This is a genomic window from Afipia sp. OHSU_II-C1 (assembly GCF_000497575.1).
In the GTDB taxonomy this organism is placed as follows: domain Bacteria; phylum Pseudomonadota; class Alphaproteobacteria; order Rhizobiales; family Xanthobacteraceae; genus Afipia.
On record NZ_APJI01000004.1, the window covers coordinates 98,368 to 124,514 of the forward strand.

Below are 26,147 nucleotides of genomic sequence, written 5' to 3' on the forward strand. Positions count from 1 at the left end.
ATTGGGACAAGTGTTCCGACGAATTCCTGCTTGAACAACTTCCGCGCACATCGGCCATCGCGGACGCCGCCGGCGATCACCTGGCGTCGCACGTCGCAACGCTGCGCAAGCGGGAAGTGACATGGGAGGCGATCGGCAGGGCGCTTGGGATTTCCCGGCAGGCGGCATGGGAGCGGTTCTCCTGAGACGAGAATCGGGATCTGGTCGAGCATGACTCCCAAAATAAAACCGCCGCCTCTTCAATCGACAGACGATCCGGTGCGGCCATGGGGAGAACGTCCGGCTGACCGGCAGCCGGACGTGCCGGTTGACCAGCCACCCGTTCCTGTCAGGCGGCGCAGGCGCGGCTCGGGGATGTTGGCGTCCGTGATCTTCGCGGGTCTTCTGTTGGCGGGCGTCCTCATTCCTGCATATCGGGATATCTCGTCGCCGGGCGCATGGTCCTATTGGAGAGAGTTTTTCGGTTCGCCCAGCATGACCGCATCGACGGTCAGCGTGGCCGACGGCCGGAGGGGGCTCGCCATCGACGGGCGGGTCGGACCTGCGTCCGCAAGCTGGTTTCGTGAACAGCTCGACGCGGCCAAGCTCACCAGCGGCGATGTGGTCTTCCTGTCGTCGCCGGGCGGCGCGCTCGATCAGGGCCTGATCATGGGGGCGGTGGTCCGTTCGCGCGGACTGACGACGGTGGTCGGGAGAGTCGATTCCAGCGGGAGTCCGCAACCAGCGCGCTGCGCCAGTGCATGCGTGTTTGTCTTCGCAGGCGGCAAGGTCCGCGAGGCGATGCCGCGTTCCATGCTCGGCGTTCACCAGTTCAGCAGCACAGGGGCAAAAGGCGATGAATCGGCGGGCGATCTGGTCTCGCGGACTCAGCGCACCACCGGAATCATTCTCGACTACATGACACAGATGGGTGTTTCACCGTCGATCATGCAGGCGATGACGGCGAGCAAGGATATCCGCTGGCTTACCGAGAAAGAGGCGTTCGAGATGAACCTGGTCACGGCGCGTTACGCAGGAAGCTGAGAACGCAAAGCCTACTTCGGACAGCCCGAGGTCTGATCGCCGGTGCGCGCCGCGGGCTTGCCGTTGATATAGATGCCACCTGCGCCGCCAACCACAACGCCGCCGCATCCGGTCTTGCCGCTCATCACAGCCGCAGGCTTGCCGTTGATGAAGACGTTTGGAGAGCCTTCGACAATCACGCTGCCGCCGCTGGTGGTATCGCCCTGCCGCGCGGCGGGCTTGCCGTTGAAGGTGACGCCGCCTGCGCCACCTGTGACCACGCCGGGCGCTCCGGGTGACTGCGCAGGAGCGGATGTTATCAAGCCGGATGCCGCGATGGCCAGCGTCAAGCTAAGCAAAGTCTTTTGCATGAATAGTTCTCGCATTGGTCCTCGAGAAGCGCTTGATAACGGATCGCTCAGGCCACTATATGCCGTTCCTTGAGAGCCTGCATAATCCAGTCGGCGTAATTCGTCCGCCGGTTCAATCAACAAGAGGGGCTAATGACCAAAATCTATGAAATGCGCGTTTATCGCTGCCTTCCGGGACGGCTTCCCGATCTGATGAATCGTTTTCAGAACCACACGCTGAAGATTTGGGAAAAGCATGGCATCCGTCAGGCCGGTTTTTTCACCACGGTGGTCGGCCAGTCCAATCAGGAACTGACATACTTCCTGGCGTGGGACTCGCTTGCGGAGCGCGAGCAGAAATGGACTGCATTTTCGACCGATCCGGTCTGGATATCCACCCGCGCCGAGACCGAGAAGAACGGTCAGATCGTCGAGAACATCGTCAGCCAGTTTCTGGCGCCGACGGCATTTTCCTCGGTGAAGTGAGGGCGCCTCCGCGCATCGGTCATGTCCCGCGGTCTCGATCATATCGTCCATGCCGTCCGCGATCTCGATGCTGCGGCGGATTTCTACCGCCGCGCCGGCTTCACGGTCGGCGCGCGCAACCGGCATCCGTGGGGCACGCATAATCTTGTCGTGCAGTTTCCCGGCTTTTTCATAGAGGTTCTGACGGTCGCCGAACCCGAGAAACTTGGAGACGACGGCCTGTCGCTGCATTTCGGCGTTCCGAACCGCGAGGCTATCGCGCGCGGCGATGGCTTCTCGATGCTGGTGTTCGAGAGTACGGACAGCGAAGCCGATGTCGCCGACTTCGCGCGACATGGCATTGGTGCATCGAAGTCGTTGCCGTTTTCGCGCGAGGCGAAGCTGCCTGATGGAAGCGCCACGACTGTCGGTTTTTCGCTCGCCTTCGCGCGTGATGCACTGTCGCCCCACACGACGTTCTTCACCTGCAAGCAGCACAATCCGGCCGCGTTCTGGAAACCGGACTATCAGCAGCATGCCAATGGCGCGAGCAGCGTTCTCGGCGCGGTCCTTGTCGCGGACAATCCCGCTGATCATCATATTTTCCTCGGTGCACTGACCGGGGTGCGCGATCTCCATTCCAGTTCGATCGGCGTCACCGCAAACACCCCGCGCGGCGATGTCGAGATCATGGAAGCGGTGTCGTTCCGCGACCAGTTTGGAACCCTGCCGAAACTGGACGGCGAGGGCGCTTCGATCAAAGGGCTGCGCCTTGCGGTGCCAGACATCGATGCAACCGAGCGAATCCTCAAAAGCGGCGGGGTGGCCTCGAACCGGCACATCGGCCGGCTGGTGGTGCCGCCTGAGGCAGCCTTTGGCGCAACCCTGATATTCGAGACACCGGCCGGGATTTGACGGGCCGGACTTGATAGGGCACTCCCTCACCGGCATGGTCCAACCGATTTTCTGAAAAGGGACACCCTTTGAACGCCAAGATTTCCGCGGCCCCGGTGGTTTCCGCAGGCAACGTCAAGTTCGGCAACGCGCTGCCTTTGGCGGTGATCGCCGGGCCGTGCCAGTTGGAGAGCCGCGCGCATGGGCTGGAAGTCGCGTCCGCGCTGAAGGAGATCGCCGCGCGCCTCAAGATCGGGCTCGTCTACAAGACCTCGTTCGACAAGGCCAACCGCACCAGCGCGTCCGGCGCGCGCGGCATGGGCCTCGAGAAGGCGCTGCCGATCTTTGCCGAAATTCGCGAAACACTCGGTCTGCCGGTGCTGACCGATGTCCACGAAGTCGAACAATGCGCGCCCGTGGCCGAGGCGGTCGACGTGTTGCAGATCCCGGCGTTCCTCTGCCGTCAGACCGACCTGCTGCTGGCGGCCGCGGCGACCGGCAAGATCGTGAATGTGAAGAAGGGCCAGTTCCTCGCGCCGTGGGACATGGCCAACGTCGTCGGCAAGGTCACCGGGGGCGGCAATCCGAATGTCATGGTGACCGAACGCGGCGCATCGTTCGGTTACAACACCTTGGTCTCCGACATGCGGGCGCTGCCGATCCTTGCGCGCACCACCGGTGCGCCGGTGATCTTCGATGCGACTCACTCGGTGCAGCAGCCGGGCGGCAAGGGGACTTCATCCGGCGGCGAACGGGAGTTCGTGCCGGTGCTGGCGCGCGCTGCCGTGGCCGTTGGCGTCGCGGGTGTGTTCATCGAGACGCATCCCGATCCCGACAACGCGCCGTCGGACGGGCCGAACATGGTGCCGCTGAAGGATTTCGAGGCACTGGTGAAAAATCTGATGGGATTTGATGCGCTCGCAAAGAGCGGAGCGCGCTAGGCCTGCGCCGGCGCGGCGTTAAAGGAACGAACGAAGTCCTGATGCTGCCGATCCTCAATGTCATCGCCGCGACGACGTTCGCATCGGCCCTTTCGTCGCGTGCGATGGAACCAGTGCTGCCGCTCGTGGCTGGCGATTTCGGCGTCACGGTCGCGACCGCAGCGAGCCTGTCGGCAGCCGTCGCGCTGACATTCGCCATTGTGCAGCCGATCCTTGGTGCCGCGGCCGACATGTTCGGCAAGCCCCGGTTGATGATCGCGTGTCTGGTTCTGCTCGGCGGTGCCAACATCGTCGGCGCAATGGCGACCTCGTTCGAAATGCTGTTCCTGTCCCGCATCCTCTGCGGCATCGCCGCGGGAGGTACATTCCCGATCGCATTCGGATTGACCGGCGATCTGGTGCCGACGGCGCAAAGACAAGTGGCGCTGAGCCGTGTGCTGGCAGGCGCCATGACCGGAAACCTTCTGGGGGCGTCGGCGGCCGGGGTGATCGGCGACTTTCTCGGATGGCGCGGCGTTCTGGCAGTTCTCGGCGCGGTCATGGTGGTTGCGTCGGCGGCGGTGTTCATGGGCTTCCGGCGCGGCGGCGTGACCAGTCCGCGAAGCGGTGTCAGCTTCAAGTCGCTGAAAGACGGCTATCGCACGATCCTGCACAATCCCAATGCGCGGGTGTGTTTCACCGCGGTCTTTATCGAGGGAATCTGCGTTCTCGGTCTTTTGCCGTTCGTCGCCGCGTTTCTGTTCGAACTCGGCGAGACCCGCGCGTCGATACCGGGCGTCGTGATCGCCGCATTCGCACTGGGCGGGTTGCTTTACAGCATGAGCGTCGCGCGGCTGCTGCCGCGATTTGGCGTCAACGGCTTGATGATCGGCGGCGCCGTGGTCGTGGCGCTGCAGTTCGTGATTATCGCGTTCGGGCCGCGGTGGGAGATCCAGGCGATCTCGTTCCTCATCATGGGCTGGGGGTTCTATTCGCTGCACGGCTCGTTGCAGGTGTTCTCCAGCGATCTCGCGCCCGAGGCGCGCGCCTCGGCGATGTCGCTGCATGCGTTCTGCTTCTTCATGGGGCAGGCGGTGGGGCCGATCGTCTACGGCTTTACGCTGGCGCATGCCGGCAAGCAGGCGACGCTGATCATGAGCGCGATGGTCATCCTCGTGCTCGGCATCGTGGCCGCGCGGCTGCTGCATCAGAAGCCGGCGGAGATGGCGGATATCTAGCGCATGATCCAAAAAAGCAGGAATCAGTTTTCCGACCAGATCATGCGCAAGTAGATCATCCCCGTCCGCGATAGGGCGGGACGCCCTGATCCGGCATCCATACATTCGCCGGAAGTTTTCCAGCCTGCCAGAACACATCGATCGGCATGCCCCCGCGTGGATAGAAATATCCGCCGATCCGCAGCCAGCGCGGCGCCAGCAGCTTTGTCAGCCGCTTGCCGATGGACACCGTGCAATCTTCATGGAACGAGCCGACGTTGCGGAAGCTGTTGAGATAGAGCTTCAGCGACTTCGACTCCACGAGCCATTTATTTGGCACGTAATCGATGACGAGAATGGCGAAATCCGGCTGGCCGGTGACCGGGCAGATCGAGGTGAATTCCGGCATCGTGAAACGTGCGACATAATTCGTGTCGGAGTGCGGGTTCGGAACCCGGTCGAGCTGCGCCTGTTCGGGCGAGGCAGGTGTTTCGACCTGCTGGCCGAGTTGCAACGACGGCGCGGCGGTCTTGGTGATGCGGGGCTTTCTGGACATCGGTATCTCCATTTATCCCCTGATAGCGATTCCTGATCAAAACGTCACGGGATCAAAGACTTCGGTTGGCCTTTTCGAGCGCGGCGCGTTCCTGTAGAAGCTGCCCCAATCTTCAATCCCACGCCCTGAGAGGATGCACATGACCGCCATCGTCGACATCATCGGCCGCGAAATTCTGGACAGCCGCGGCAATCCGACCGTTGAGGTCGATGTGGTGCTGGAAGACGGTTCGCTGGGCCGCGCCGCCGTTCCCTCGGGCGCTTCCACGGGCGCACATGAAGCTGTCGAACTGCGCGATGGCGACAAGGGCCGTTATCTCGGCAAGGGCGTGCAGAAGGCTGTCGAGGCGGTCAACGGTGAGATTTTCGACGCCATCGGCGGCATGGAGGCCGAGCAGCAGGTTCAGATCGACCAGACCATGATCGATCTCGACGGCACCCCGAACAAAAGCCGGCTTGGCGCCAACGCCATTCTCGGCGTGTCGCTCGCCGTTGCCAAGGCCGCGGCTGAATCGCTTGGCATGCCGCTCTATCGCTACGTCGGTGGAACCTCGGCGCGGGTCCTTCCGGTGCCGATGATGAACATCGTCAACGGCGGCGTGCATGCGGACAATCCGATCGATTTCCAGGAAATCATGGTGATGCCGGTCGGCGCCAAGTCGTTTTCCGAAGGCCTTCGCGCGGGCGCGGAAATTTTCCACACCCTCAAGGGCGAGTTGAAGAAGGCCGGTCACAACACCAACGTCGGCGACGAAGGTGGCTTCGCACCGAACCTGCCGTCGGCGGATGCGGCGCTCGATTTCGTCATGAGCGCCATCGGCAAGGCCGGATACAAGGCGGGCGGCGACATCATGCTGGCGCTGGACTGCGCCTCGACCGAATTTTTCAAGAACGGCTCGTATGTCTATGAGGGCGAGAAGAAAACCCGCTCACGTTCGGAGCAGGCCAAGTACCTTGCCGATCTCGTGTCGCGCTATCCGATCGTGTCGATCGAAGACGGCATGGCCGAAGACGACATGGACGGCTGGAAGGAACTGACCGACCTGATCGGATCGAAATGCCAGCTCGTCGGCGATGACCTGTTCGTCACCAACGTCACGCGCCTTGCAGACGGTATCAAGAAGGGCCTCGGCAATTCCATTCTGGTGAAGGTCAACCAGATCGGCTCGCTCACCGAGACGCTTGCCGCCGTCGAGATGGCGCACAAGGCAGCCTACACCGCCGTGATGTCGCACCGTTCCGGCGAAACCGAAGATTCGACCATCGCGGACCTCGCCGTTGCCACCAACTGCGGGCAGATCAAGACCGGGTCGCTGGCGCGCGCCGATCGTACGGCGAAATATAACCAGTTGCTGCGCATCGAGCAGGAGCTCGGCAACCAAGCGGTCTACGCTGGCAGGTCGGCGCTCAAGGCGCTGGCGTAAACCGCGTTCTACCGGAAGGCGTGCCGACGCAACGCTGGGTTTCGTTTTCATATCGCGCTTGCGGCTTGCCTTGGCGGGCCGCACTCGCTTGAGTGGCGTCCGCGAAAATCAAGCTGCGGGAGACATACGCCATGAATGGTCCGCTTGCCGGAATTAAAGTCATCGAAATCGGGCAGGCGCTCGCGGGTCCGCTGGCCGGCGCGATCATGGCCGACATGGGCGCGGACGTCATCAAGATCGAGAAGCCCGACGGCGGCGACGACGCCCGCAGCTGGGGACCTCCTTTTATCGAAGAAGCCTCGATCATGTTTCACGTCACCAACCGCAACAAGCGGTCGGTGACGCTCGACATGAAGAACGCGGATGATATCGAGAAGCTCAAGACCCTCGTTCGTGATGCCGACATCCTCATCCAGAATCTCCGGTCGGGCGTGGTCAACGATCTCGGCATCGGCCCCGAGCACATGCGCGCGATCAATCCGCGATTGATCTACTGTTCGATCTGGGCGTTCGGGCCGAAGGGGCCGCTGTCGAAGGCGCCGGGTTTTGATCCGCTGCTTCAGGCCTTCGGCGGCGTGATGATGCAGACCGGCCGTCACGAAGACCCGCCAACGTTCTGCGCACCTGCGATCAACGACAAGGCGACCGCGCAATGGTGCGTGATCGGCGCACTCGGCGCGCTTCAGCAGCGTCACGTCACCGGCAAGGGATGTGTGATTGACACCTCGCTGCTCGACAGTGCGGCGTCGTGGGTGGATTCATCGCTGGCGACCTATCACATCACGCAGGAGCTTTCGCCGCGCACCGGCGCGGCGACCCCGACCATTGTGCCGTATCAGGTGTTCGACACCGCCGATCACCCGCTGGTAATCGCCGCCGGTTATGACCGGCTGTTTCACAAGCTTGCCACCGTGCTCGGATTCCCCGAATGGTGCACCGATCCGCGGTTCGCGCGGGGCAGGGACAGGTTCGTCCATCGCGACGTTCTGATCGGATTGCTGAAGCCTGTATTGCTGACAAAGACGCGTGCGGAGTGGCTCGCCGCCTTCGAGGCGGTGGGCGTGCCGTCCAGCCCGGTGAACACCATCGCGGAGTTGCAGCAGACCGAACAGTTCAAGGCGTCCGACCTGATGCGCACGCTGCCGGGCAGCGAATTGCCGGTGGTGGGCTTGCCGATTTCGTTCGACGGGCAGCGTCCGCATCCGCACTCAGGCGCACCCCGGCTGGGGCAGCACAACGACGAACTGCTGGGCTAGCCGGCAGAACACGATCCCGCGATCTGAGTTAATGCACTTGCATCCTTTTTAGGGCGCGGCTAAGCCCGCTTACGGAATTTCTTTGCCGTTGAAAGGATGTCCTCATGGCCCATACCGTTGCCGTTATCGTCGGCAGCCTCCGCAAGGAGTCGTTTTCGCTCAAGATCGCCAATGCCTTGGCGAAGATTGCTCCGCCATCTCTCAAGCTTGAGATCGTGACGCTTCACGGGCTGTCATTTTTCAATCAGGACCTTGAAGCGACGCCGCCGGCGGACTGGGTCGCATTCCGCGAGAAGATCCAGAAGTCCGACGCGGTTCTTTTCGTCACGCCCGAATACAACAGGTCGACCTCCGGCGTGTTGAAAAACGCGATCGATGTCGCGTCGCGCCCCTACGGGAAGAGCTCGTTTCTCGGTAAGCCGACCGGCATCGTTGCCAATTCACCCGGCCCGCTGGGCGGCGTTGCCGCGGCCATGCATCTGAAATCGATTCTTCCGGGCATTTCCGGACCGATCCTCCAGCAGCCCGAAATCTATCTGAACGGGGTGGGCGACGCGTTCGACGACAAGGGCAACCTCACCAAGGAAGCGCTCGAGAAGGTGCTGAAGACCTACATCAATGCCTTCGCGACATGGGTCGACAAGCTCAAGACATGATTCTGTCGTGATGCGGCGGCCCGGCTGTTAGCAATAGGTTAACCGGGCTGTCGCATCGTGCGGGTATGGTTTCACGCACACGACTCAAAGCCATCATGACCGGCCTCGCGCTGTACGCGATTGCGGCGGCGCTGATCGCCTATTTCGGCGTCAACGCCTATACCGGCAAGTACGGTCTGAATGCGCGCCAGGAACTCGATCAGGAAATCGTGCTGCTGACCGCGGAGTTGGCGCGGCTCAAGGCGGAGCGAACTGCGGCAGAACAGCGCGTTTCACTGCTTCGTTCCGACCGTGTTGATCCTGACATGCTCGACGAACGTGCGCGTTACCAGCTCGACTATGTGCATCCACGCGACCTCGTTCGGATGATCGGTCAGAACTAGGTTTCAAATTTCAAAAATCGTTCGCTTTCGATTCTAAAATTGCTGTCGCTGCATTGCGTCATAGATGAGCGAAGCGTTTGTGCACGCTTTGCTTTTCATTGCGATACGAGTTGGGGTACAGAAGTTGGTACCCGCTCTCTTATCCGGACAAGCCATGGCAACAGCGAAGAAAACCGCCGCGCAAGATGCTGGCAACGGCTCCCGCCATCCCAATAATCTGACATTCACGAAGGACCAGGAGCTTCGCGCGTTTCGCGAGATGATGCTGATCCGGCGCTTCGAGGAGAAGGCGGGTCAACTCTACGGCATGGGCGCGATCGGCGGTTTCTGTCATCTTTACATCGGTCAGGAAGCGGTCGTGGTGGGCATGCAGATGTCGCTCGAGCAAGGTGACCAGATCATCACCAGCTATCGTGATCACGGTCATATGCTGGCCTGCGGGATGGACCCCAAGGGCGTGATGGCGGAACTCACAGGACGCGAAGCCGGCTATTCCAAGGGCAAGGGCGGCTCCATGCACATGTTCAGCAAGGAGAAGAACTTCTACGGCGGCCACGGCATCGTCGGTGCACAGGTTCCGCTCGGCACAGGTCTCGCGTTCGCCAACCGCTATCGCGGCGACAAGAATGTCAGCGTCGCTTATTTCGGCGACGGCGCGGCCAATCAGGGGCAGGTCTACGAGAGCTTCAACATGGCGGAGCTCTGGAAGCTTCCCATCATCTACGTCATCGAGAACAACCGTTACGCCATGGGCACTTCGGTCTCGCGTTCGTCGGCGCAGACCGATTTCTCCAAGCGCGGCGCGTCGTTCAACATCCCGGGCGAACAGGTCGACGGTATGGACGTCCGTGCGGTGAAAGCCGCGGGCGACAAGGCGGTGCAGTGGTGCCGCGAAGGCAACGGGCCTTACATTCTCGAGATGCAGACGTACCGTTACCGTGGCCACTCGATGTCCGATCCCGCCAAGTATCGGACCCGTGAGGAAGTGGACAAGGTGCGCCACGACAGCGATCCGATCGAGCAGGTGAGGCAGCGGTTGCTGGACCTCAAGGTCAGCGAGCAGGAGCTGAAGGCGATCGACGCGGAAGTGCGCGAGATCGTCAACGAGGCGGCGGACTTCGCGCAGCACGCGCCGGAGCCGGATGCGTCCGAGCTATACACCGACATCTACCGATAAGTGCGGAGCCACCATGCCGATTCAAGTTCTGATGCCCGCGCTTTCGCCCACCATGGAGAAAGGCAATCTTTCCAAATGGTTGAAAAAAGAGGGTGAAGCCATCAAGTCCGGCGACGTGATCGCCGAAATCGAAACCGACAAAGCCACCATGGAAGTCGAGGCGACCGACGAGGGGACGCTCGGCAAGATTCTTGTCGCTGAAGGCACCAACGATGTCGCCGTCAACACACCGATCGCGACCATCCTCAGTGACGGTGAGAGCGCCGCCGATCTGGGCAAGGCCCCGGCCGCCGCTGCCGCCAAGGCCCCTGAGGCCAGTCCTCAAGTTAAGCAAGAAGTTGAAGAGTCGCGCTCACCCGTCGGGGAAGGCAAGCCCCAGATCAGCGCTCCGCCGGTGGTCGCGGCGCCAGCCGCTCCGGTCGAGCCGGACCCCGAAGTGCCGCCCGGCACCGAGATGGTCAAGATGACGGTGCGCGAAGCGCTCCGCGATGCCATGGCCGAGGAAATGCGCCGCGACGGCGATGTGTTCGTGATGGGTGAAGAGGTCGCTGAATATCAGGGCGCCTACAAGATCACCCAGGGCCTGTTGCAGGAATTCGGCGCGCGCCGCGTGATCGATACGCCGATCACCGAGCACGGTTTCGCCGGCGTCGGCGTCGGTGCGGCGATGGCCGGGCTGAAGCCCATTGTTGAGTTCATGACCTTCAACTTCGCGATGCAGGCGATTGACCAGATCATCAACTCCGCGGCGAAGACGCTCTACATGTCCGGCGGCCAGATGGGCTGCTCGATAGTGTTCCGCGGACCGAACGGCGCGGCGGCACGCGTGGCCGCCCAGCACAGCCAGGACTACTCGGCGTGGTACTCGCAGATTCCGGGCCTCAAGGTTGTCGCGCCGTATTCGGCGGCGGATGCGAAGGGTCTGCTCAAGGCGGCGATCCGCGATCCGAACCCGGTGATCTTCCTTGAAAACGAAATTCTGTACGGGCACACCGGCGATGTGCCGAAGCTCGACGACTATGTCGTTCCGATCGGCAAGGCGCGGATCGTGCGGCCGGGCAAGGACGTGACGCTGGTGTCATGGTCGAACGGCATGACCTATGCGCTGGGCGCCGCCGATGAACTCGCCAAGGAAGGCATCGAGGCGGAGGTCATCGATCTGCGCACGCTGCGTCCGATGGACACCGAGACGATCATCAATTCGGTGAAGAAAACCGGACGCGCGGTCGCGGTCGAGGAAGGCTGGCAGCAGTCCGGCGTCGGCGCGGAAATCGCGGCGCGGATCATGGAGCAGGCGTTCGATTATCTCGACGCGCCGGTTGCGCGCGTGTCGGGCAAGGACGTGCCGATGCCGTACGCGGCCAATCTCGAAAAGCTTGCGCTGCCGACGGTGGCGGAAGTCGTCGCCGCCGCCAAGGCTGTTAGTTATCGCTGAGAGAGCAGGACCAGTGCGGTGGTTCAGAAGTTCGCTTCATCATTCCGCGAATTCTTCAAGCGAACTTCTGAACCGAAACCGCACTGGATAGTAGATTTGCGAGTGTCCCTTCGAATCCGAAGTTCGTAACGGAGGGCGCCGTACAATGAGACGAACTTCGGATTCGGGACACTCGTATCATGCCGATCAACATTCTGATGCCTGCACTGTCTCCCACCATGGAGAAGGGTAACCTCTCCAAGTGGCTCAAGAAGGAAGGCGACAAGGTCAAGTCAGGCGATGTGATTGCCGAGATCGAGACCGACAAGGCGACGATGGAAGTCGAAGCCGTCGATGAAGGCACCATCGCGAAGATCCTCGTGCCGGAAGGCACCCAGGATGTTCCGGTCAACAATGTCATTGCGGTGCTTGCTGGTGACGGCGAAGACGTGAAGGCCGCCGGAGCAGGTGCCGCATCGGCTGCGCCTGCGAAATCGGAAGCCGCGCCTGCGCCGGCTCCGAAAGCTGCTGCGCCTGCCGCAGTACCGGCTCCGGCTGCTGCATCCGCGCCAGCGAAGCCTGCTGCTGCACCAGCCGCCGCAGCGGCTTCTGTACCAAGCAACGGCGCGCGCGTGTTCTCGTCGCCACTGGCGCGGCGTCTTGCGAAGGAAGCCGGGATTGATCTGTCCCGCGTCACCGGTTCGGGGCCGCATGGCCGCGTGGTGGCGCGCGACATCGATCAGGCGAAGTCCGGCAAGGGCCTCAAGCCCGCAGCCAGCGCAGGCGCTGCCACCGGCGCAGTCGGTGCGCCCGCGATGTCGGACCAGCAGATCCTAGCGCTGTATGAGGAGGGCGGTTACGAGAGCGTGCCGCACGACTCGATGCGCCGGACCATCGCGCAGCGTCTCACCGCTGCGACCAATTCGATGCCGACGTTCTATCTCACGATTGATTGCGATCTCGGCAAGCTCAACGCGGCGCGCGAGGATATCAACGCCGCTGCGGGCAAGAACGCAGACGGCAAGCCGCTCTACAAGATTTCGGTGAACGACTTTGTCATCAAGGCGATGGCGCTCGCGCTGCAGAAGATTCCGGAGGCAAACGTCTCATGGACCGAGACGGCGATGCTTCGCCACAAGCATTCGGACATCGGCGTCGCGGTGGCTCTGCCATTCGGCCTGATTACCCCGATCATTCGCCAGGCCGAAATCAAGACCCTGTCGGCAATTTCCAGCGAGATGAAGGATCTCGCTGCGCGCGCCAAGGCCAAGAAGCTCAAGCCGAACGAGTATCAGGGTGGCACGTCGTCGGTATCGAACCTCGGCATGTACGGCATCAAGGACTTTACCGCGGTGATCAATCCGCCGCAGTCATCGATCCTTGCCGTCGGCACGAGCGAAGATCGGGCTGTCGTGCGCAATGGCCAGATCGTTGCTGCGTCCATGATGAGCGTGACATTGTCCTGTGATCATCGCGCCATCGATGGCGCGCTTGGCGCGGAACTGATCACCGCGTTCAAGAAGCTGATCGAAAACCCCGTGATGATGGTGGTGTAGGCCGGGAGCGCATATGCGCCGGTTTGGGATCATTGCACTTGCCTGCGTGCTCGGTCTTGCTGCAGCCCTCGCGTTCGGTTACGTCGCTGGGCTTTTGCGGCCGTGCCAGGGTGAGCGGCTGTCGTGTTCGATGACGGAGATTATCGGCCTTATCTATACGCCGGTCTTCAGCGTCATTGCGCTGATCTGCTTTACTGTGGCGGTGTTCTGGAGGAGCGGCCCTCGCGCCCTGAATATCGCGCTGCTGGTGCCATTGGTGCCATTCCTGTTGCTGGCTGCGGGCCTGAAGTATTCCGACATATCGGTCCGCGAGTTTCATGAAATTCGCGAGGGCGACATTCAGGAAATGCTGCAGATTGTCGGCCCCATCATCCTGACGTTGATCCTGCCATGGGCCATGCTCCGGCGTTTTGCAGAGCGTCTCGAACCGAAAAACATTCGAACGGCTGAGACATCTTTCAGTGGAGGCGGCCACTGACGAAGCCAATGATGTTCCGAACGGCGAGATGGACTCAGTCGGCGCTTGCGGGCGCGGCGACCGCGGCGTTTCTACAGGACGTCGCGTGGACAACAGTGCAAGACTACTACCGGCAATAGCGCGCCAACGGGCGAATGGAGTTCTTTATGGCTGATACATCTTTCGACGTTGTCGTGATCGGTTCCGGCCCCGGCGGCTATGTCACCGCCATCCGCGCGGCGCAGCTTGGTTTCAAGACCGCCATTGTCGAGAAGGCCTATCTCGGCGGCATCTGCAACAACTGGGGCTGTATTCCGACCAAGGCGCTGCTGCGCTCGGCGGAAATCTATCACTACATGAAGCACGCCAAGGACTATGGCCTGTCGGCGGACAACGTCTCGTTCGATCCGAAAGCCGTGATCGCGCGCTCGCGCGGCGTGGTGAAGCGCCTCAATGGCGGCGTCGAATTCCTGATGAACAAGAACAAGATCACGATCATCTGGGGTGAGGCGACGCTGGACGGCGGCGGCAAGTTCACCGTGAAGAAAACCGAAGCCGCCGCGCCCAAGGGCGCGCTGGGTGCGGGCACTTACAACGCAAAGCACATTATCGTCGCGACCGGCGCGCGGCCGCGCGTGCTGCCGGGTCTCGAGCCCGACAAGAAACTGGTCTGGACCTACTTCGAGGCGATGAACCCGGACAAGATGCCGAAGTCGCTGCTGGTGGTCGGCTCAGGCGCCATCGGCATCGAGTTCGCATCGTTCTACCGCACCATGGGGGCGGAGGTGACCGTGGTTGAGGTGCTGCCGCAAATCCTTCCCGTGGAGGACGCCGAGATCGCAGGTTTCGCGCGCAAGCAGTTCGAGAAGCAGGGCATCAAGGTGATGTCGAACACCAAGGTGACCAAACTCGCCAAGAAGGCCGACAGCGTTGTCGCCACCATCGATGACGGCAAGGGCAAGCCGGTGCAGATCGAGGTGGATCGCGTCATCTCGGCGGTCGGCGTGGTCGGCAACATCGAAGGCTTCGGTCTCGAAAAGCTCGGTGTGAAAACCGATCGCGGCTGCATCGTGATCGATGGCTACGGCAAGACCAACGTGCCCGGCATCTATGCCATCGGCGATGTCGCAGGTCCGCCGATGCTCGCCCACAAGGCCGAGCATGAAGGCATTATCTGCGTCGAGGCCATCAAGGGGTTGCATCCGCATCCGATGGACAAGACGCTCATTCCCGGCTGTACCTATTGCCATCCGCAGATCGCATCGGTCGGCCTCACCGAGGCGAAGGCGAAGGAAGCAGGCAAGGACATTCGCGTCGGCCGTTTCCCGTTCGTCGGCAACGGCAAGGCCATCGCACAGGGCGAAGACCAGGGCATGGTCAAGGTGGTGTTCGACAAGAAGACCGGTCAGCTTCTCGGCGCGCACATGGTCGGATCGGAAGTCACCGAACTGATCCAGGGCTTCGTTGTGGCAATGAACCTCGAGACCACCGAGGAAGAACTGTTCCACACCATCTTCCCGCATCCGACCATTTCGGAGACGATGAAGGAAGCTGTGCTCGATGCCTACGGCCGCGTGCTGAACATGTAATCCGGAAGCTGGAGCCTGATCCAGATCAAGGCGCTCGGCTGCGCAAGGGCCTGCAATCGTCAGTGAGGACAGTCCGACGTGCTGATTGCAGTGTTTGCCGATATTCATGCCAACCGTCAGGCGTTCGAGGCTTGCCTCGCGCGCGCGAAAAGCGATGGCGCGGAGAAAATCTATCTGCTCGGTGACATCGTGGGTTATGGCGCGGACCCGGACTGGTGCACGCAGACGGCCATGGAACTGGTCGGGCATGGTGCGCTCGCCGTCCGCGGCAATCATGACAATGCCATTGCGGTCCCCAGCGAGCGCATGAATGCAAAGGCGCAGGTTGCGATTGAGTGGACGCGGAACGTGCTCGGCCGTGCCGAGCGGCAGTTTCTCGCCGAACTGCCATTGTCGGTCGAGGATGGCGGGCGGCTGCTTGTTCACGCGGATGCCACCGCGCCCGCTCAGTGGCACTATGTGACCGATGGCCAGAGCGCGACCCGAAGTCTGGAAGTGACACGACTGCCACTGACCCTGTGCGGCCACGTTCACATTCCCGCGCTCTATTCGCTCTCGTCGATTGGAAAGATTACGCCCTTCACGCCCAAAACGGGCGTACCGATCCAGTTGATGAAGGGCCGGCAGTGGCTCGCGGTGGTCGGTTCTGTGGGCCAGCCGCGCGACGGCAATCCGGCAGCGTCCTATGCCATGCTGGATACCGACCGGAACGAGATCACCTTCTGCCGCGCTCCCTATGACATCGACGGCGCCGCCGCGCGAATTCGCGACAACGGATTGCCCCCTTCGCTCGCCGAGCGATTGTACGAGGGGCACTGATGGCCAGGCCCGAACTCGTTCCCGGCGAAGTACTCGATGGTTTCCTGGTCGAGGAACAGGTGCATCGCGGCGGCATGGCGACCCTATGGCGTGTGTCGCATCCGGACCATCCGCAGCCGATGCTGATGAAAGTGCCACGGTTCGGAGACAGCCCGGATCCCGCGGCCATTGTCAGCTTCGAGATGGAGCAGATGATTTTGCCGCGCCTCTCCGGCATCCATGTTCCAAAATTCATAGCGTTGGGAGATTTCTCCACACCGCAGCCCTACATCGTGATGGAGCGCATCCCTGGCGACACCCTCTACAAGCGATTAGCGGATCTCCCGCTTCCGTATGAGGAGGCTGTCGGAATCGGGCTGAAAATTGCCACGGCGCTGGATGATCTGCATCGGCAGAGCGTCGTGCATCTCGACATCAAGCCGAGCAACATCATGTTCAGGCCGACAGGCGAGGCCGTGCTGATCGACTATGGCCTGTCGCATCACGATCATCTGCCGGACCTGATGCAGGAGGAGTTTCGCGTGCCGTTCGGGACCGCGCCATACATGGCGCCCGAACAACTGCTCGGCACCCGTAATGATCCCCGCAGCGATCTGTTTGCGCTCGGTGTGCTGCTTTATTTCTTCACCACGGGCGAGCGGCCGTTCGGTGAATCTGAAACCTTGAGCGGGATGCGGCGGCGTCTTTGGAAAGACCCGGTTCCGCCGCGCCGTCTGCGTCCGGACTATCCGCCGTGGCTTCAGGAAATCGTCCTCCACTGTCTCGAGGTGCAGCCGGCGTGGCGTTATCCGTCCGCGCGGCAGCTTGCCTTCGATCTTGGCAATCCCGATCAGGTCAAAATGACCGCACGCGCCGAGAGGCTGAAGCGTGACGGACTTGCCACCGTTCTGCGCCGGCGCTTCAACAACGAACTCATGGCTTCGCGGTCGCGCCCGGATATTGCCTCACACCTCGCACAGGTCCCGATCATCGCTGTGGCGATCAATCTCGACGACGCCAACGAGGCCCTTAACGAAGCCCTTCGCACGGAGGCCGCGCGCATTGCGAAGGCCGTTCCCGGTGCGCGGCTCGCATGCGTCAACGTCCTCAAGCTCGCGCGTCTTACCGTCGATCATGCGCTGAACGAGGAAGGGCACAACAAACATGTCGGGCGGCTTGCCGAGTTGAAGAACTGGGCGCGGACGCTTGGACTTGGCGATGAGAGTTTTACGGTCCATGTGATCGAAGCCTTCGATCCGGCAAACGCCATCCTCGAGTTCGCCAGCTCAAATCTGGTCGATCATGTCCTGATCGGCGCGCGCGAGAACTCGTTTCGAAAGACGGTTCTCGGCAGCGTATCGGCGAAGGTCGCGGCGGAAGCACCCTGCAGTGTGACCGTCGTTCGTCCCACTCGCAGGCGGGCCGGTCAGGATGGGGAAGGGCGGCCGTAGCCCCGCCGGTATAGACGCACGGTCATATAGTTCCTGTAAGATCGGGTTATGATGACATTCCACTGAGGGGATTCGTCGATGAACGAAGCACAGGCATTTTTCAGCCAGCCCGGGGTGGGCTTTTTCACCATGCTCCTGATCGGCGCGATTGCCGGCTGGATTGCCGAACGGGTGACGGAGTCCAACCATGGCATCTTCACTAACATTCTGGTCGGCATTGCCGGTTCGTTTGTCGGCGCCAAGCTCGCGGAAATCGCACAGGTGCCGGTCTTTGGCTTCTGGCGGACGCTGATTTCCGCGTCCATCGGCGCAGTTCTCCTGCTGTTTGCCTGGCGCATGATCCGTCAGCGTTAACGGGTCGCTCCCTTTCTCAATCGCTGGACTGGCCGCCGCGGTATCGTTGCCGCGGCGCAACGAATGTTGCGTGCCTACAACACTTCGTGAACATTTAACCGTGGCCCCAGCAAGCACTTGCGCGCGCCGCTATTTAGCCACACGCCTCCATGAGATCATTATTCCGTAGGCGAAACGCCACGGCATTCGCGATGGCATCGGAAGAACCTCCCATTTTTAGGGGGTTTTCTGGCTCTCGGGGCGGCTGCGGGACAAGGTTCACGATGGACGCGAAGAGCAACATCAAGGCGCGACTTCCAAGCCGTTACGTCACGGAAGGTCCCGCGCGCGCGCCCCATCGCTCCTACCTCTATGCCATGGGCCTCACCACCGAGCAGATTCACCAGCCGTTCGTTGGCGTAGCCTCCTGCTGGAACGAGGCCGCTCCCTGCAATATTTCCCTGATGCGTCAGGCGCAGGCCGCGAAAAAGGGCGTCGCCTCCGCCGGCGGCACCCCGCGCGAGTTCTGCACCATTACCGTCACCGACGGCATCGCCATGGGCCACGAGGGGATGCGCTCGTCGCTCCCGTCACGGGAAACCATTGCCGATTCCGTTGAATTGACCGTCCGCGGTCATGCCTATGACGCCCTGATCGGGCTGGCGGGCTGCGACAAGTCCTTGCCGGGTATGATGATGGCGATGCTGCGCCTCAACGTGCCGTCGATCTTCATCTACGGCGGCTCGATCCTGCCCGGCAACTTCCGGGGCCAGCAGGTCACCGTCCAGGACATGTTCGAGGCGGTCGGCAAGCACTCGGTCGGCGAAATGTCCGACGAGGATCTGGACGAAATCGAGCGGGTGGCGTGCCCTTCGGCAGGCGCCTGCGGTGCCCAGTTTACCGCCAACACCATGGCGACCGTTTCCGAAGCCATTGGTCTGGCCCTGCCGTACTCGGCCGGAGCGCCGGCGCCATACGAAATCCGCGACAGCTTCTGCATGGCGGCGGGTGAAAAGATCATGGAATTGATCGCGCAGAACATCCGTCCGCGCGACATCGTGACCCGTAAGGCATTGGAAAACGCAGCCGCCGTGGTCGCGGCGTCCGGCGGTTCGACCAATGCTGCGCTGCATTTACCGGCGATGGCGCACGAATGCGGAATTGAGTTTGATCTTTTCGATGTCGCCGAAATCTTCAAAAAGACACCGTATATCGCGGATTTGAAGCCGGGTGGCCGTTATGTCGCCAAAGACATGTTCGAGGCTGGCGGAATACCGCTTTTGATGAAGACCCTCTTGGACAACGGTTACTTGCACGGCGACTGCATGACGGTCACCGGACGGACCATCGCCGACAACCTCAAGAGCGTGAAATGGAATCCGCACCAGGACGTGGTGCATCCTGCCGATAAGCCGATCACCGTAACCGGTGGCGTTGTCGGCATGAAGGGCAATCTCGCGCCGGACGGCGCGATCGTGAAAGTCGCTGGAATGTCGGTGTTGAAGTTCACAGGGCCCGCGCGTTGCTTCGATTGCGAAGAAGACGCGTTCGAGTGCGTGAATAAGAAGACCTACAGGGAAGGCGACGTCATCGTGATCCGCTATGAGGGCCCCAAGGGTGGTCCCGGCATGCGGGAAATGCTCCAGACAACCGCGGCTCTCACCGGCCAGGGTATGGGCGGCAAGGTGGCCCTCATTACGGATGGCCGCTTCTCCGGCGCCACCCGAGGCTTCTGCGTCGGTCACGTCGGACCGGAGGCCGCCGTCGGCGGCCCGATCGGGCTGATCCGCGACGGCGATATCATCGAACTTGATGCGGTCAACGGCACACTCCAAGTTAAGTTGACAGACGAAGAGTTGGCCGAACGCAGGAAGGCGTGGAAGCCGCGTGAAACCTCGGTCGGTTCCGGCGTGCTTTGGAAATATGCCCAGCAGGTGGGACCGGCAATCAAGGGCGCGGTGACCCATCCCGGCGGGGCAGCCGAGAAGGTGTGTTATGCGGACATCTGAGCGCATCGGTATCGTTGGTGCTCTGGTTGTCGTGTTTTTCGCGGCAGGTCCGGCCTTTGCGTTCGAGGGAACATCGCCGGGCGGTCAGGAAGCTGCGTTGCCGATGGTTGCCGCGCCGAGCGGCGTTCCGGTGCTGAAGAAGCCGGTTCCGCCGGCGGACATTCCGCAGCCGGCGGCGTTGACGGCCCTGCAGTATGCCGCCGAGGGCGGTCACCCTGTGGCACAGTGGAAGCTCGGGCGCATGTACGCCAAGGGCGACGGCGTCGCCCAGGACGATCTGCGCGCCTATGACTATTTCAGCAAGATCGCCAACGCCCACGCCGAAGACAGCCCGTCGGCGCCGCAGGCCACGATCGTCGCGAACGCGTTCGTAGCGCTCGGCCGCTACTACGTGTCCGGCATCCCGAACTCCAAGGTGAAGGCCGATCCGGAGCGGGCGCGGGAAATGTTCTCCTACGCCGCATCGTATTTCGGCAACGCCGAAGCGCAGTACAATCTCGCAAGGATGTATCTCGACGGCGTCGGCATGCCGCGCGATACCAGGTACGGCATTCGCTGGCTCGGGCTGGCAGCGCGCAAGGGCCAGCATCAAGCGCAAGCGCTGCTCGGCCAGATGCTGTTCAACGGTACCGGCTCTCAGCGTCAGGCGGCCCGCGGTCTGATGTGGCTGACCTTGGCGCAGGACAGCGCGGGGCCCGACGAGATCTGGATCAAGGACAGCTACAAGACGGCGATGGCCAAGGCGTCTGAGGATGATCGGGCCATGGCGTTGCAGATGCTCGAGCGCTGGGTTCAGGGCCGCCGGGACTAACCTGTTCGCTTCGCGAACCGGGCGCCGCTTAGTTCAGATCCAGATCGATCCACACCGGAACGTGATCTGACGCCTTTTCCCATCCCCGCACGTACCGATCGATGCCGGCATCGAGCAACCGATCGCTGGCCTGCGGCGACAGCAGCAGGTGGTCGATCCGGATGCCGTTGTTCTTCGGCCATGCGCCGGCCTGATAATCCCAGAACGTATATTGGCCGGGCTGGTCCGAAACCGCGCGGATCGCGTCGGTCAGCCCGAGATTGAGCAGGGTGCGGAAGCGCTCGCGCGTCTTTGGCAGGAACAGAGCGTCGTTCGCCCAGGCGGCAGGATTGTAGACGTCGCCATTGGCGGGGATGACGTTGAAGTCGCCCGCCAGCACCAGCGGCTGCTCACCCTTCAGGCGCTCTTTCGAATACTGAATAAGCCTGTCCATCCACTTGATTTTGTAAGGATATTTATCCGTTTCCGGCGGGTTGCCGTTGGGCAGGTAAAGGCACGCGATCCGCAGGGTGCCGTTTGCGTGAGACACGACTCCTTCGAGAAAGCGAGCGTGGAGATCTTCGGCGTCGCCGTCCAGACGCGGCGTGGTTTCGTCGAACCGGTACTTGGAGAGCAGCGCCACACCGTTGAAGGTCTTCTGGCCGTGGGTCACCACGTTGTAGCCGAGCGCCTCGATCGGCTCGCGCGGAAACGCCTCGTCCACGCACTTGATCTCCTGCAGGCAGACGATGTCCGGGGACCGCTCCTTGAGCCACGTCAGCAGATGATCGAGCCGCTGTCGGACAGAGTTAACGTTCCAGGTGGCGATCCGCATGGCCATTTCCGTTAGTGACGTGGGCAATATTACGAAGAATCCACCTGTAAGCCGTACCACGGGCGGAGCGGCTGTGATAAGCCGAATACAAATTAACGCTGGAAAACCAGCACCATGGGGTTGGGGAAACGGCGGCTGTTAGGCGTTTTTGCACAGCCTGAATCCTGAACCCGAGAAACGGCATGACTGGAAATTTTTTCAAACGGCGTATTTTGCTCGCGGCCATCGTTGTTGCGGCTGTCGCGCTCTATGCAACGCGATCGACGTGGATGGGCGGCGCGACCACCGCGCAGGCTCCGCCTCGGCCTCGCGCCATTTCCGTGGAGATCGCGAAAGCCGAGAAGAAGCGGGTTCCGGTCGATGTGGATTCCATCGGAATGGTGACGCCGATCTCGAGCGTGGCGCTGAAATCCCGGGTCGAGACCACCATCGTCGGAGTTCACTTCGAGGACGGCGCTCGCGTCAAGGAAGGCGATCTGCTGTTCACACTGGACTCGCGCCAGATCGACGCGCAGATCGCGCAGGCTGAAGGCAATCTCGCGCGGTCTCAATCGACACTCGTCGCGGCGGAGCGCGACATGAGGCGTTTCAACGAGTTGATCGGCAAGGGGGCAACCACACAGGTCAACGTCGACAATGCGAAGACCGCCGCCGACACTGCGACCGCGACCATTCAGGCCGATCAGGCCATTCTGGACAATCTGAAGGTCCAGAAGAGCTACACCAGGATTGTCGCGCCGATCAGCGGCCGCATCAGCGCAGCGTCGGTCAAGGTCGGGAATTTCGTCCGTCCTGCGGATACGTCGCCGCTCGCGACCATCAACCAGATGGCGCCGGTCTATGTGACGTTCGCAATCCCGCAGCGTGTGCTGAGCGATTTGCGCGATGCCATGAAGGAAAATCAGTCGTCGGTGACGGCGACCATTCCCGGCAACAACAAATCCGAAACCGGCACTGTTGCGATGGTCGAGAACACCGTCGATGCCACCACCGGCATGGTGACCGTGCGCGGCATCATGGGCAACGAGAGCGAGGTCTTGTGGCCCGGTATCCTCGTCAACGCGACCCTTACGGTTCGTAATGAAACCGCAGTCGTCGTGCCCTCGGTCGGCATCCAGCGAAGCCAGACCGGCAACTTCGTCTTCGTCGTCCGTGACGGGAAGGCGCAGATGCAACCGGTGACGGTCAGCCGCACGTTTCAGGGACTGTCCGTGGTTGAGACCGGCCTCGGAGGCGGGGAGGATATCGTTGTCGATGGGCAGCTCCTTCTGTCCAACGGTTCGCCGGTGGAGCCGCGCAACCGCAAGGCCGGAGCATAATCTAGTGATCCGACTCTAACATTCGCGTCCCTTCTCAGCAGGCATTTTTGCGAATGTTAGAAACAAGGGGTCACTAGCAAATATAAGTTTTCGAGTGTCCTTCCGATCCGACGTTCGCTGCGGAAGGCGCTGCAAGGTTCAAGCGAACGGCGGATCGGGACACTCGAATGAACCTGTCGGAGCTTTGTATCCGCAGACCGGTGATGACGACGCTGATGACGGCGTCGATCATCGCGTTCGGTGTGTTCGGCTTCCGGCTGCTGCCGGTTTCCGCGCTTCCCAAGGTTGATTTTCCGACCATTCAGGTCACGGCAACCCTGCCGGGCGCCAGCGCCGACACCATGGCGGCGTCTGTTGCGGGTCCGATCGAGCGCCAGCTTTCGACCGTCGCGGGTATCTCCTCGATGTCGTCGAGTTCGTCGCAGGGCACGACCTCGATCACCATCCAGTTCGACCTCAACCGCAACATCGATGGCGCGGCTCTCGACGTGCAGACCGCGCTGACTGTCGCGCAGCGACGTCTGCCGGTGGAAATGCTGGTCCCGCCGAGCTTCCGCAAGGTGAACCCGGCCGACTTCCCCGTGCTGTTCGTGTCGCTGAGTTCCGAAACCCTGCCGCTCTCGACCGTCAACGAATACGGCGACATCACCATTGGACAGACCCTGTCGCAGATTCCGGGCGTGGCGCAGGTCCTGATCTACGGTCCGCAGAAGTTCGCGGTTCGTGTGCAGGCCGATCCCGAAGCCGCCGCGGCGCGCGGCTTGTCGCTGGAAGACATCCGCACCGCCGTGTCGCGTGCCAATTCGTCAACGCCGGTCGGCACCCTGAACGGTCCGAAGCAGGACATCGCGATCCAGGCCTCGGGACAGCTCAGCAAGGCGAGCGACTATCGTCAGGTCGTGGTGGCTTGGCGCAACGGCTCGCCGGTGAAGCTCGACGAAGTCGCGAAAATCTACGACAGCGTCGAGAACGACAAGGCTGCGACCTGGTTCAACGGCACCCGTTCCATCGTGCTGGCGATCCAGAAACAGCCCGACGCCAACACCGTGGCGGTGGTCGATGCGGTGCGCGCCAAGCTGCCATCGCTGCGAGCGCAGATCCCGCCGTCGGTCACGATGGACGTCACCCTCGACCGCTCGGTGTCGATCCGCGAGTCCGTTGCCGACGTGGAGGAGACGCTGCTGATCGCCGTCGGCCTCGTGATCGTCGTGATCTTCCTGTTCCTGCGCTCGGCGTCCGCCACCCTTATTCCGGCGCTTGCGGTTCCGATTTCGGTGCTGGGCACCTGCGCGGTGATGTACGCGCTCGACTACTCGATCAACAACATGACGCTGCTGGCGCTGACGCTGTCGGTCGGCTTCGTGGTCGACGACGCCATCGTCATGCTTGAAAACATCATGCGCCACATCGAGGAGGGCATGAAGCCTTACGAGGCCGCGTTGAAGGGCGCGCGCGAGATCGGCTTCACCATCCTGTCGATCACGTTCTCGCTGATCGCGGTGTTCATCCCGGTGCTGCTGATGGGCGGCATTGTCGGCCGCGTGTTCCGTGAGTTCGCCGTAACGATCTCTGTAGCCATCCTTGTGTCCGGATTCGTGTCGCTGACCCTGACGCCCATGCTCTGCGCGCGGGTGCTCAAGCCCCACGATCCGCATCACAAACCCAACTTCGTGCTGCGCTGGTTCGAGGCGATGTTTGAGTCCTGGCTGCGCGCCTATGAATGGACGCTGGATCGCGTGCTGGCCTACAAGTCGGTCATGCTGTTGGTGACGTTCGCAACACTTGGCCTCACCATCTGGCTCTACATGATCGTGCCGAAGGGTTTCTTCCCGCAGGAAGACACCGGCTTCCTCAGCGGCACGACGGAAGCCGCGACCGATACCTCGTTCGCGGCGATGAGTGACCGCCAGAAAATTCTTGCCGACATTCTGCGGGCCGATCCGGCGGTGGAATTCGTCAACAGCACCGTCGGCTCCGGCGGCCCCAATCCGACCGCGAACTACGGACGCCTGTTCATCGGTCTGAAGCCGAAGGACGAGCGCGATCCGGCACCGGTGGTGATGGCGCGGCTGCGGCAGAAGGCGCTGCAGGTGCCGGGCCTGCAGGCGTTCTTCCAGGGCATCCAGAACCTGAATATCGGCGGACGCCCGTCCAAGAGCCAGTACCAGTACACGTTGCAGAGCGGCGATACGGATTCGCTCTACCGCGCGGCGCCTGAAATGCGCGATCGCATCGCGAAGGTCGATGGATTGCAGGATGTCACCACGGATCTTTACATCAAGAACCCGCAGCTCACAGTCGAGATCGACCGCGAGAAGGCCGCAGTCTATGGCGTTACTGCGGACCAGATCCGCAACCAGCTCTTCAACGCCTACGGCGCGCGGCAGGTGGGCACGATCTACATGCCCTCGAATGACTACCAGATCATTCTGGAAGTGCAGCCGAAGTTCCGCGTCGATCCGACCGACCTGTCCAAGCTGTATGTGAAGACCACGAACAATCAGACCATTCCGCTCGATGCGGTGGCCAAAATGGTGCCGACTGTCGGGCCGTTGCAGATCAATCACCAGGGCCAGCAGCCGGCGGTGACGATCTCGTTCAACCTGCGGCCCGGCACGTCGCTCGGCTATGCGGTCGATCAGATCACCAAGATCGAGCAGGATTCGAATTTGCCGGCGACCATTGCGACCGGCTTCTCAGGCACTGCGCAGGTGTTCCAGGATTCGCTGCGCGGGCAAGGCGTGCTCATTCTCGCCGCCGTGTTCGCCGCCTTCGTCATTCTCGGCATTCTCTACGAGAGCTTCATCCATCCGATCACCATCATCTCGGGCCTGCCGTCCGCGGGCATCGGCGCGATCCTGACGCTGATGCTGTTTAAGATGGAGTTGTCGGTGATCGCCATGATCGGCATCGTCATGCTGGTCGGCATCGTGAAGAAGAACGCCATCATGATGGTCGACTTCGCCATCGAGCGCCGCTCCGTGGGCCTGAGCGCGGAGCATGCTATTCGCGAGGCGGCGCTGATGCGCTTCCGGCCGATCATGATGACGACCTTCGCCGCGATCTTCGGCACGCTCCCGATCGCGCTGGGCGCGGGCGCCGGCGCCGAGTTGCGTCAGCCGCTCGGCGTGGCGGTGGTGGGCGGGCTTCTGGTGTCGCAACTGCTGACGCTGTTCATCACGCCGGTGATCTACATTTATCTCGACCGGATCGATCGCCGTCTGAAGCGCCGCCTCGATCCGACGCTGATCGAGGCGCCGGACGTCGAACCGCCGCGCGCTGCGGCGGCTGAGTAGG

General features: G+C 61.9%; 24 protein-coding genes. 21 read left to right on the plus strand and 3 right to left on the minus strand.

Translation table 11 applies throughout. The features are described from left to right. Positions 1-474: 474 nt before the first annotated feature. Positions 475-1,023 carry a hypothetical protein gene (locus I554_RS0102500; RefSeq protein WP_343205814.1) on the plus strand — a complete coding sequence of 183 codons (549 nt, stop codon included), beginning with the start codon at positions 475-477 and terminating at the stop codon, positions 1,021-1,023. Between the two features lie 11 nt (positions 1,024-1,034). Here the strand turns inward: I554_RS0102500 and I554_RS0102505 are convergent, their stop codons facing one another. Next, positions 1,035-1,373: a PAAR domain-containing protein gene (locus I554_RS0102505; protein WP_024575345.1), complete on the minus strand. Its 339-nt coding sequence runs from the start codon at positions 1,371-1,373 to the stop codon at positions 1,035-1,037. A gap of 132 nt (positions 1,374-1,505) precedes the next feature. On the opposite strand from I554_RS0102505, the gene I554_RS0102510 reads away from it, so the two are divergent. From I554_RS0102510 to I554_RS0102525, 4 genes are all read left to right on the plus strand, one after another. Continuing rightward, a complete protein-coding gene (locus I554_RS0102510; RefSeq protein WP_029659788.1) occupies positions 1,506-1,838 on the plus strand; it encodes an NIPSNAP family protein in 333 nt (110 codons plus the stop codon). 21 nt (positions 1,839-1,859) lie between these two features. Next, positions 1,860-2,732 (plus strand): VOC family protein, encoded by an 873-nt coding sequence (locus tag I554_RS0102515; RefSeq protein WP_024575347.1) that lies wholly within the window; start codon positions 1,860-1,862, stop codon positions 2,730-2,732. Between the two features lie 68 nt (positions 2,733-2,800). Beyond that, positions 2,801-3,652, plus strand: coding sequence for a 3-deoxy-8-phosphooctulonate synthase (gene kdsA, locus I554_RS0102520; protein WP_024575348.1), 852 nt, complete (start codon positions 2,801-2,803; stop codon positions 3,650-3,652). Positions 3,653-3,693: 41 nt separating this feature from the next. Beyond that, positions 3,694-4,869 (plus strand): MFS transporter, encoded by a 1,176-nt coding sequence (locus I554_RS0102525; protein ID WP_024575349.1) that lies wholly within the window; start codon positions 3,694-3,696, stop codon positions 4,867-4,869. 55 nt (positions 4,870-4,924) lie between these two features. Here I554_RS0102525 and queF read toward each other — a convergent pair whose 3' ends face one another. After that, the gene (gene queF / locus I554_RS0102530; RefSeq protein ID WP_024575350.1) at positions 4,925-5,404 is read right to left on the minus strand and encodes a preQ(1) synthase; all 480 of its coding nucleotides are present in this window, start codon (positions 5,402-5,404) and stop codon (positions 4,925-4,927) included. Between the two features lie 139 nt (positions 5,405-5,543). On the opposite strand from queF, the gene eno reads away from it, so the two are divergent. The 14 genes from eno (at position 5,544) to I554_RS0102605 (ending at position 20,717) form a co-directional block, all read left to right on the plus strand. Continuing rightward, on the plus strand, positions 5,544-6,827 hold the full coding sequence (eno, locus tag I554_RS0102535) for a phosphopyruvate hydratase (RefSeq protein ID WP_024575351.1): 1,284 nt from the start codon (positions 5,544-5,546) through the stop codon (positions 6,825-6,827). 131 nt (positions 6,828-6,958) lie between these two features. Continuing rightward, positions 6,959-8,083, plus strand: coding sequence for a CoA transferase (locus I554_RS0102540; RefSeq protein WP_024575352.1), 1,125 nt, complete (start codon positions 6,959-6,961; stop codon positions 8,081-8,083). A gap of 104 nt (positions 8,084-8,187) precedes the next feature. Then, positions 8,188-8,739, plus strand: coding sequence for an NADPH-dependent FMN reductase (locus I554_RS0102545; protein ID WP_024575353.1), 552 nt, complete (start codon positions 8,188-8,190; stop codon positions 8,737-8,739). 65 nt (positions 8,740-8,804) lie between these two features. Continuing rightward, entirely contained in the window at positions 8,805-9,122 is a 318-nt protein-coding gene (locus tag I554_RS0102550; RefSeq protein ID WP_024575354.1) for a septum formation initiator family protein, read from the plus strand. A 154-nt stretch (positions 9,123-9,276) separates the two neighbouring features. Continuing rightward, a complete protein-coding gene (pdhA, locus tag I554_RS0102555) occupies positions 9,277-10,299 on the plus strand; it encodes a pyruvate dehydrogenase (acetyl-transferring) E1 component subunit alpha (RefSeq protein ID WP_024575355.1) in 1,023 nt (340 codons plus the stop codon). A gap of 13 nt (positions 10,300-10,312) precedes the next feature. After that, positions 10,313-11,734, plus strand: coding sequence for a pyruvate dehydrogenase complex E1 component subunit beta (locus I554_RS0102560; RefSeq protein WP_024575356.1), 1,422 nt, complete (start codon positions 10,313-10,315; stop codon positions 11,732-11,734). Positions 11,735-11,913: 179 nt separating this feature from the next. Beyond that, positions 11,914-13,269 (plus strand): pyruvate dehydrogenase complex dihydrolipoamide acetyltransferase, encoded by a 1,356-nt coding sequence (locus I554_RS0102565; protein ID WP_024575357.1) that lies wholly within the window; start codon positions 11,914-11,916, stop codon positions 13,267-13,269. Between the two features lie 13 nt (positions 13,270-13,282). Continuing rightward, positions 13,283-13,747, plus strand: coding sequence for a hypothetical protein (locus tag I554_RS0102570; RefSeq protein WP_024575358.1), 465 nt, complete (start codon positions 13,283-13,285; stop codon positions 13,745-13,747). Positions 13,748-13,893: 146 nt separating this feature from the next. Further along, positions 13,894-15,315 carry a dihydrolipoyl dehydrogenase gene (lpdA, locus tag I554_RS0102580; protein ID WP_024575359.1) on the plus strand — a complete coding sequence of 474 codons (1,422 nt, stop codon included), beginning with the start codon at positions 13,894-13,896 and terminating at the stop codon, positions 15,313-15,315. A gap of 78 nt (positions 15,316-15,393) precedes the next feature. Next, complete coding sequence (locus I554_RS0102585; RefSeq protein WP_024575360.1) at positions 15,394-16,134, plus strand: metallophosphoesterase family protein; 741 nt, start codon at positions 15,394-15,396, stop codon at positions 16,132-16,134. Then, the gene (locus I554_RS0102590) at positions 16,134-17,564 is read left to right on the plus strand and encodes a bifunctional serine/threonine-protein kinase/universal stress protein (protein WP_024575361.1); all 1,431 of its coding nucleotides are present in this window, start codon (positions 16,134-16,136) and stop codon (positions 17,562-17,564) included. The genes I554_RS0102585 and I554_RS0102590 overlap by 1 nt, the downstream gene beginning before the upstream one ends. A gap of 78 nt (positions 17,565-17,642) precedes the next feature. Beyond that, positions 17,643-17,918: a GlsB/YeaQ/YmgE family stress response membrane protein gene (locus I554_RS0102595; protein WP_024575362.1), complete on the plus strand. Its 276-nt coding sequence runs from the start codon at positions 17,643-17,645 to the stop codon at positions 17,916-17,918. A gap of 263 nt (positions 17,919-18,181) precedes the next feature. After that, positions 18,182-19,906, plus strand: coding sequence for a dihydroxy-acid dehydratase (ilvD, locus tag I554_RS0102600; RefSeq protein ID WP_024575363.1), 1,725 nt, complete (start codon positions 18,182-18,184; stop codon positions 19,904-19,906). Next, entirely contained in the window at positions 19,893-20,717 is an 825-nt protein-coding gene (locus tag I554_RS0102605) for a tetratricopeptide repeat protein (protein ID WP_024575364.1), read from the plus strand. Before ilvD ends, I554_RS0102605 begins: the two co-directional genes overlap by 14 nt. 28 nt (positions 20,718-20,745) lie before the next feature. Here I554_RS0102605 and xth read toward each other — a convergent pair whose 3' ends face one another. Continuing rightward, positions 20,746-21,531, minus strand: a complete 786-nt coding sequence (xth, locus tag I554_RS0102610; protein WP_024575365.1) for an exodeoxyribonuclease III — start codon at positions 21,529-21,531, stop codon at positions 20,746-20,748. Between the two features lie 182 nt (positions 21,532-21,713). Between xth and I554_RS0102615 the strand changes: the two genes are divergently transcribed. Continuing rightward, the gene (locus I554_RS0102615) at positions 21,714-22,850 is read left to right on the plus strand and encodes an efflux RND transporter periplasmic adaptor subunit (protein WP_024575366.1); all 1,137 of its coding nucleotides are present in this window, start codon (positions 21,714-21,716) and stop codon (positions 22,848-22,850) included. A 167-nt stretch (positions 22,851-23,017) separates the two neighbouring features. After that, positions 23,018-26,146, plus strand: coding sequence for an efflux RND transporter permease subunit (locus I554_RS0102620; RefSeq protein WP_024575367.1), 3,129 nt, complete (start codon positions 23,018-23,020; stop codon positions 26,144-26,146). Position 26,147 lies beyond the last annotated feature (1 nt).

Coding starts and splice junctions, on each gene's coding strand:
- I554_RS0102565 (WP_024575357.1), top strand. CDS start 11,914: ATGCCGATCAACATTCTGATGCCTGCACTGTCTCCCACCATGGAGAAG.
- xth (WP_024575365.1), bottom strand. CDS start 21,531: ATGCGGATCGCCACCTGGAACGTTAACTCTGTCCGACAGCGGCTCGAT.
- lpdA (WP_024575359.1), top strand. CDS start 13,894: ATGGCTGATACATCTTTCGACGTTGTCGTGATCGGTTCCGGCCCCGGC.
- I554_RS0102560 (WP_024575356.1), top strand. CDS start 10,313: ATGCCGATTCAAGTTCTGATGCCCGCGCTTTCGCCCACCATGGAGAAA.
- I554_RS0102605 (WP_024575364.1), top strand. CDS start 19,893: ATGCGGACATCTGAGCGCATCGGTATCGTTGGTGCTCTGGTTGTCGTG.
- ilvD (WP_024575363.1), top strand. CDS start 18,182: ATGGACGCGAAGAGCAACATCAAGGCGCGACTTCCAAGCCGTTACGTC.
- I554_RS0102505 (WP_024575345.1), bottom strand. CDS start 1,373: ATGCAAAAGACTTTGCTTAGCTTGACGCTGGCCATCGCGGCATCCGGC.
- eno (WP_024575351.1), top strand. CDS start 5,544: ATGACCGCCATCGTCGACATCATCGGCCGCGAAATTCTGGACAGCCGC.
- I554_RS0102515 (WP_024575347.1), top strand. CDS start 1,860: ATGTCCCGCGGTCTCGATCATATCGTCCATGCCGTCCGCGATCTCGAT.
- I554_RS0102540 (WP_024575352.1), top strand. CDS start 6,959: ATGAATGGTCCGCTTGCCGGAATTAAAGTCATCGAAATCGGGCAGGCG.
- I554_RS0102620 (WP_024575367.1), top strand. CDS start 23,018: ATGAACCTGTCGGAGCTTTGTATCCGCAGACCGGTGATGACGACGCTG.
- I554_RS0102570 (WP_024575358.1), top strand. CDS start 13,283: ATGCGCCGGTTTGGGATCATTGCACTTGCCTGCGTGCTCGGTCTTGCT.
- I554_RS0102550 (WP_024575354.1), top strand. CDS start 8,805: ATGGTTTCACGCACACGACTCAAAGCCATCATGACCGGCCTCGCGCTG.
- I554_RS0102590 (WP_024575361.1), top strand. CDS start 16,134: ATGGCCAGGCCCGAACTCGTTCCCGGCGAAGTACTCGATGGTTTCCTG.
- queF (WP_024575350.1), bottom strand. CDS start 5,404: ATGTCCAGAAAGCCCCGCATCACCAAGACCGCCGCGCCGTCGTTGCAA.
- I554_RS0102510 (WP_029659788.1), top strand. CDS start 1,506: ATGACCAAAATCTATGAAATGCGCGTTTATCGCTGCCTTCCGGGACGG.
- I554_RS0102545 (WP_024575353.1), top strand. CDS start 8,188: ATGGCCCATACCGTTGCCGTTATCGTCGGCAGCCTCCGCAAGGAGTCG.
- pdhA (WP_024575355.1), top strand. CDS start 9,277: ATGGCAACAGCGAAGAAAACCGCCGCGCAAGATGCTGGCAACGGCTCC.
- I554_RS0102500 (WP_343205814.1), top strand. CDS start 475: ATGACCGCATCGACGGTCAGCGTGGCCGACGGCCGGAGGGGGCTCGCC.
- I554_RS0102615 (WP_024575366.1), top strand. CDS start 21,714: ATGACTGGAAATTTTTTCAAACGGCGTATTTTGCTCGCGGCCATCGTT.
- I554_RS0102595 (WP_024575362.1), top strand. CDS start 17,643: ATGAACGAAGCACAGGCATTTTTCAGCCAGCCCGGGGTGGGCTTTTTC.
- I554_RS0102525 (WP_024575349.1), top strand. CDS start 3,694: ATGCTGCCGATCCTCAATGTCATCGCCGCGACGACGTTCGCATCGGCC.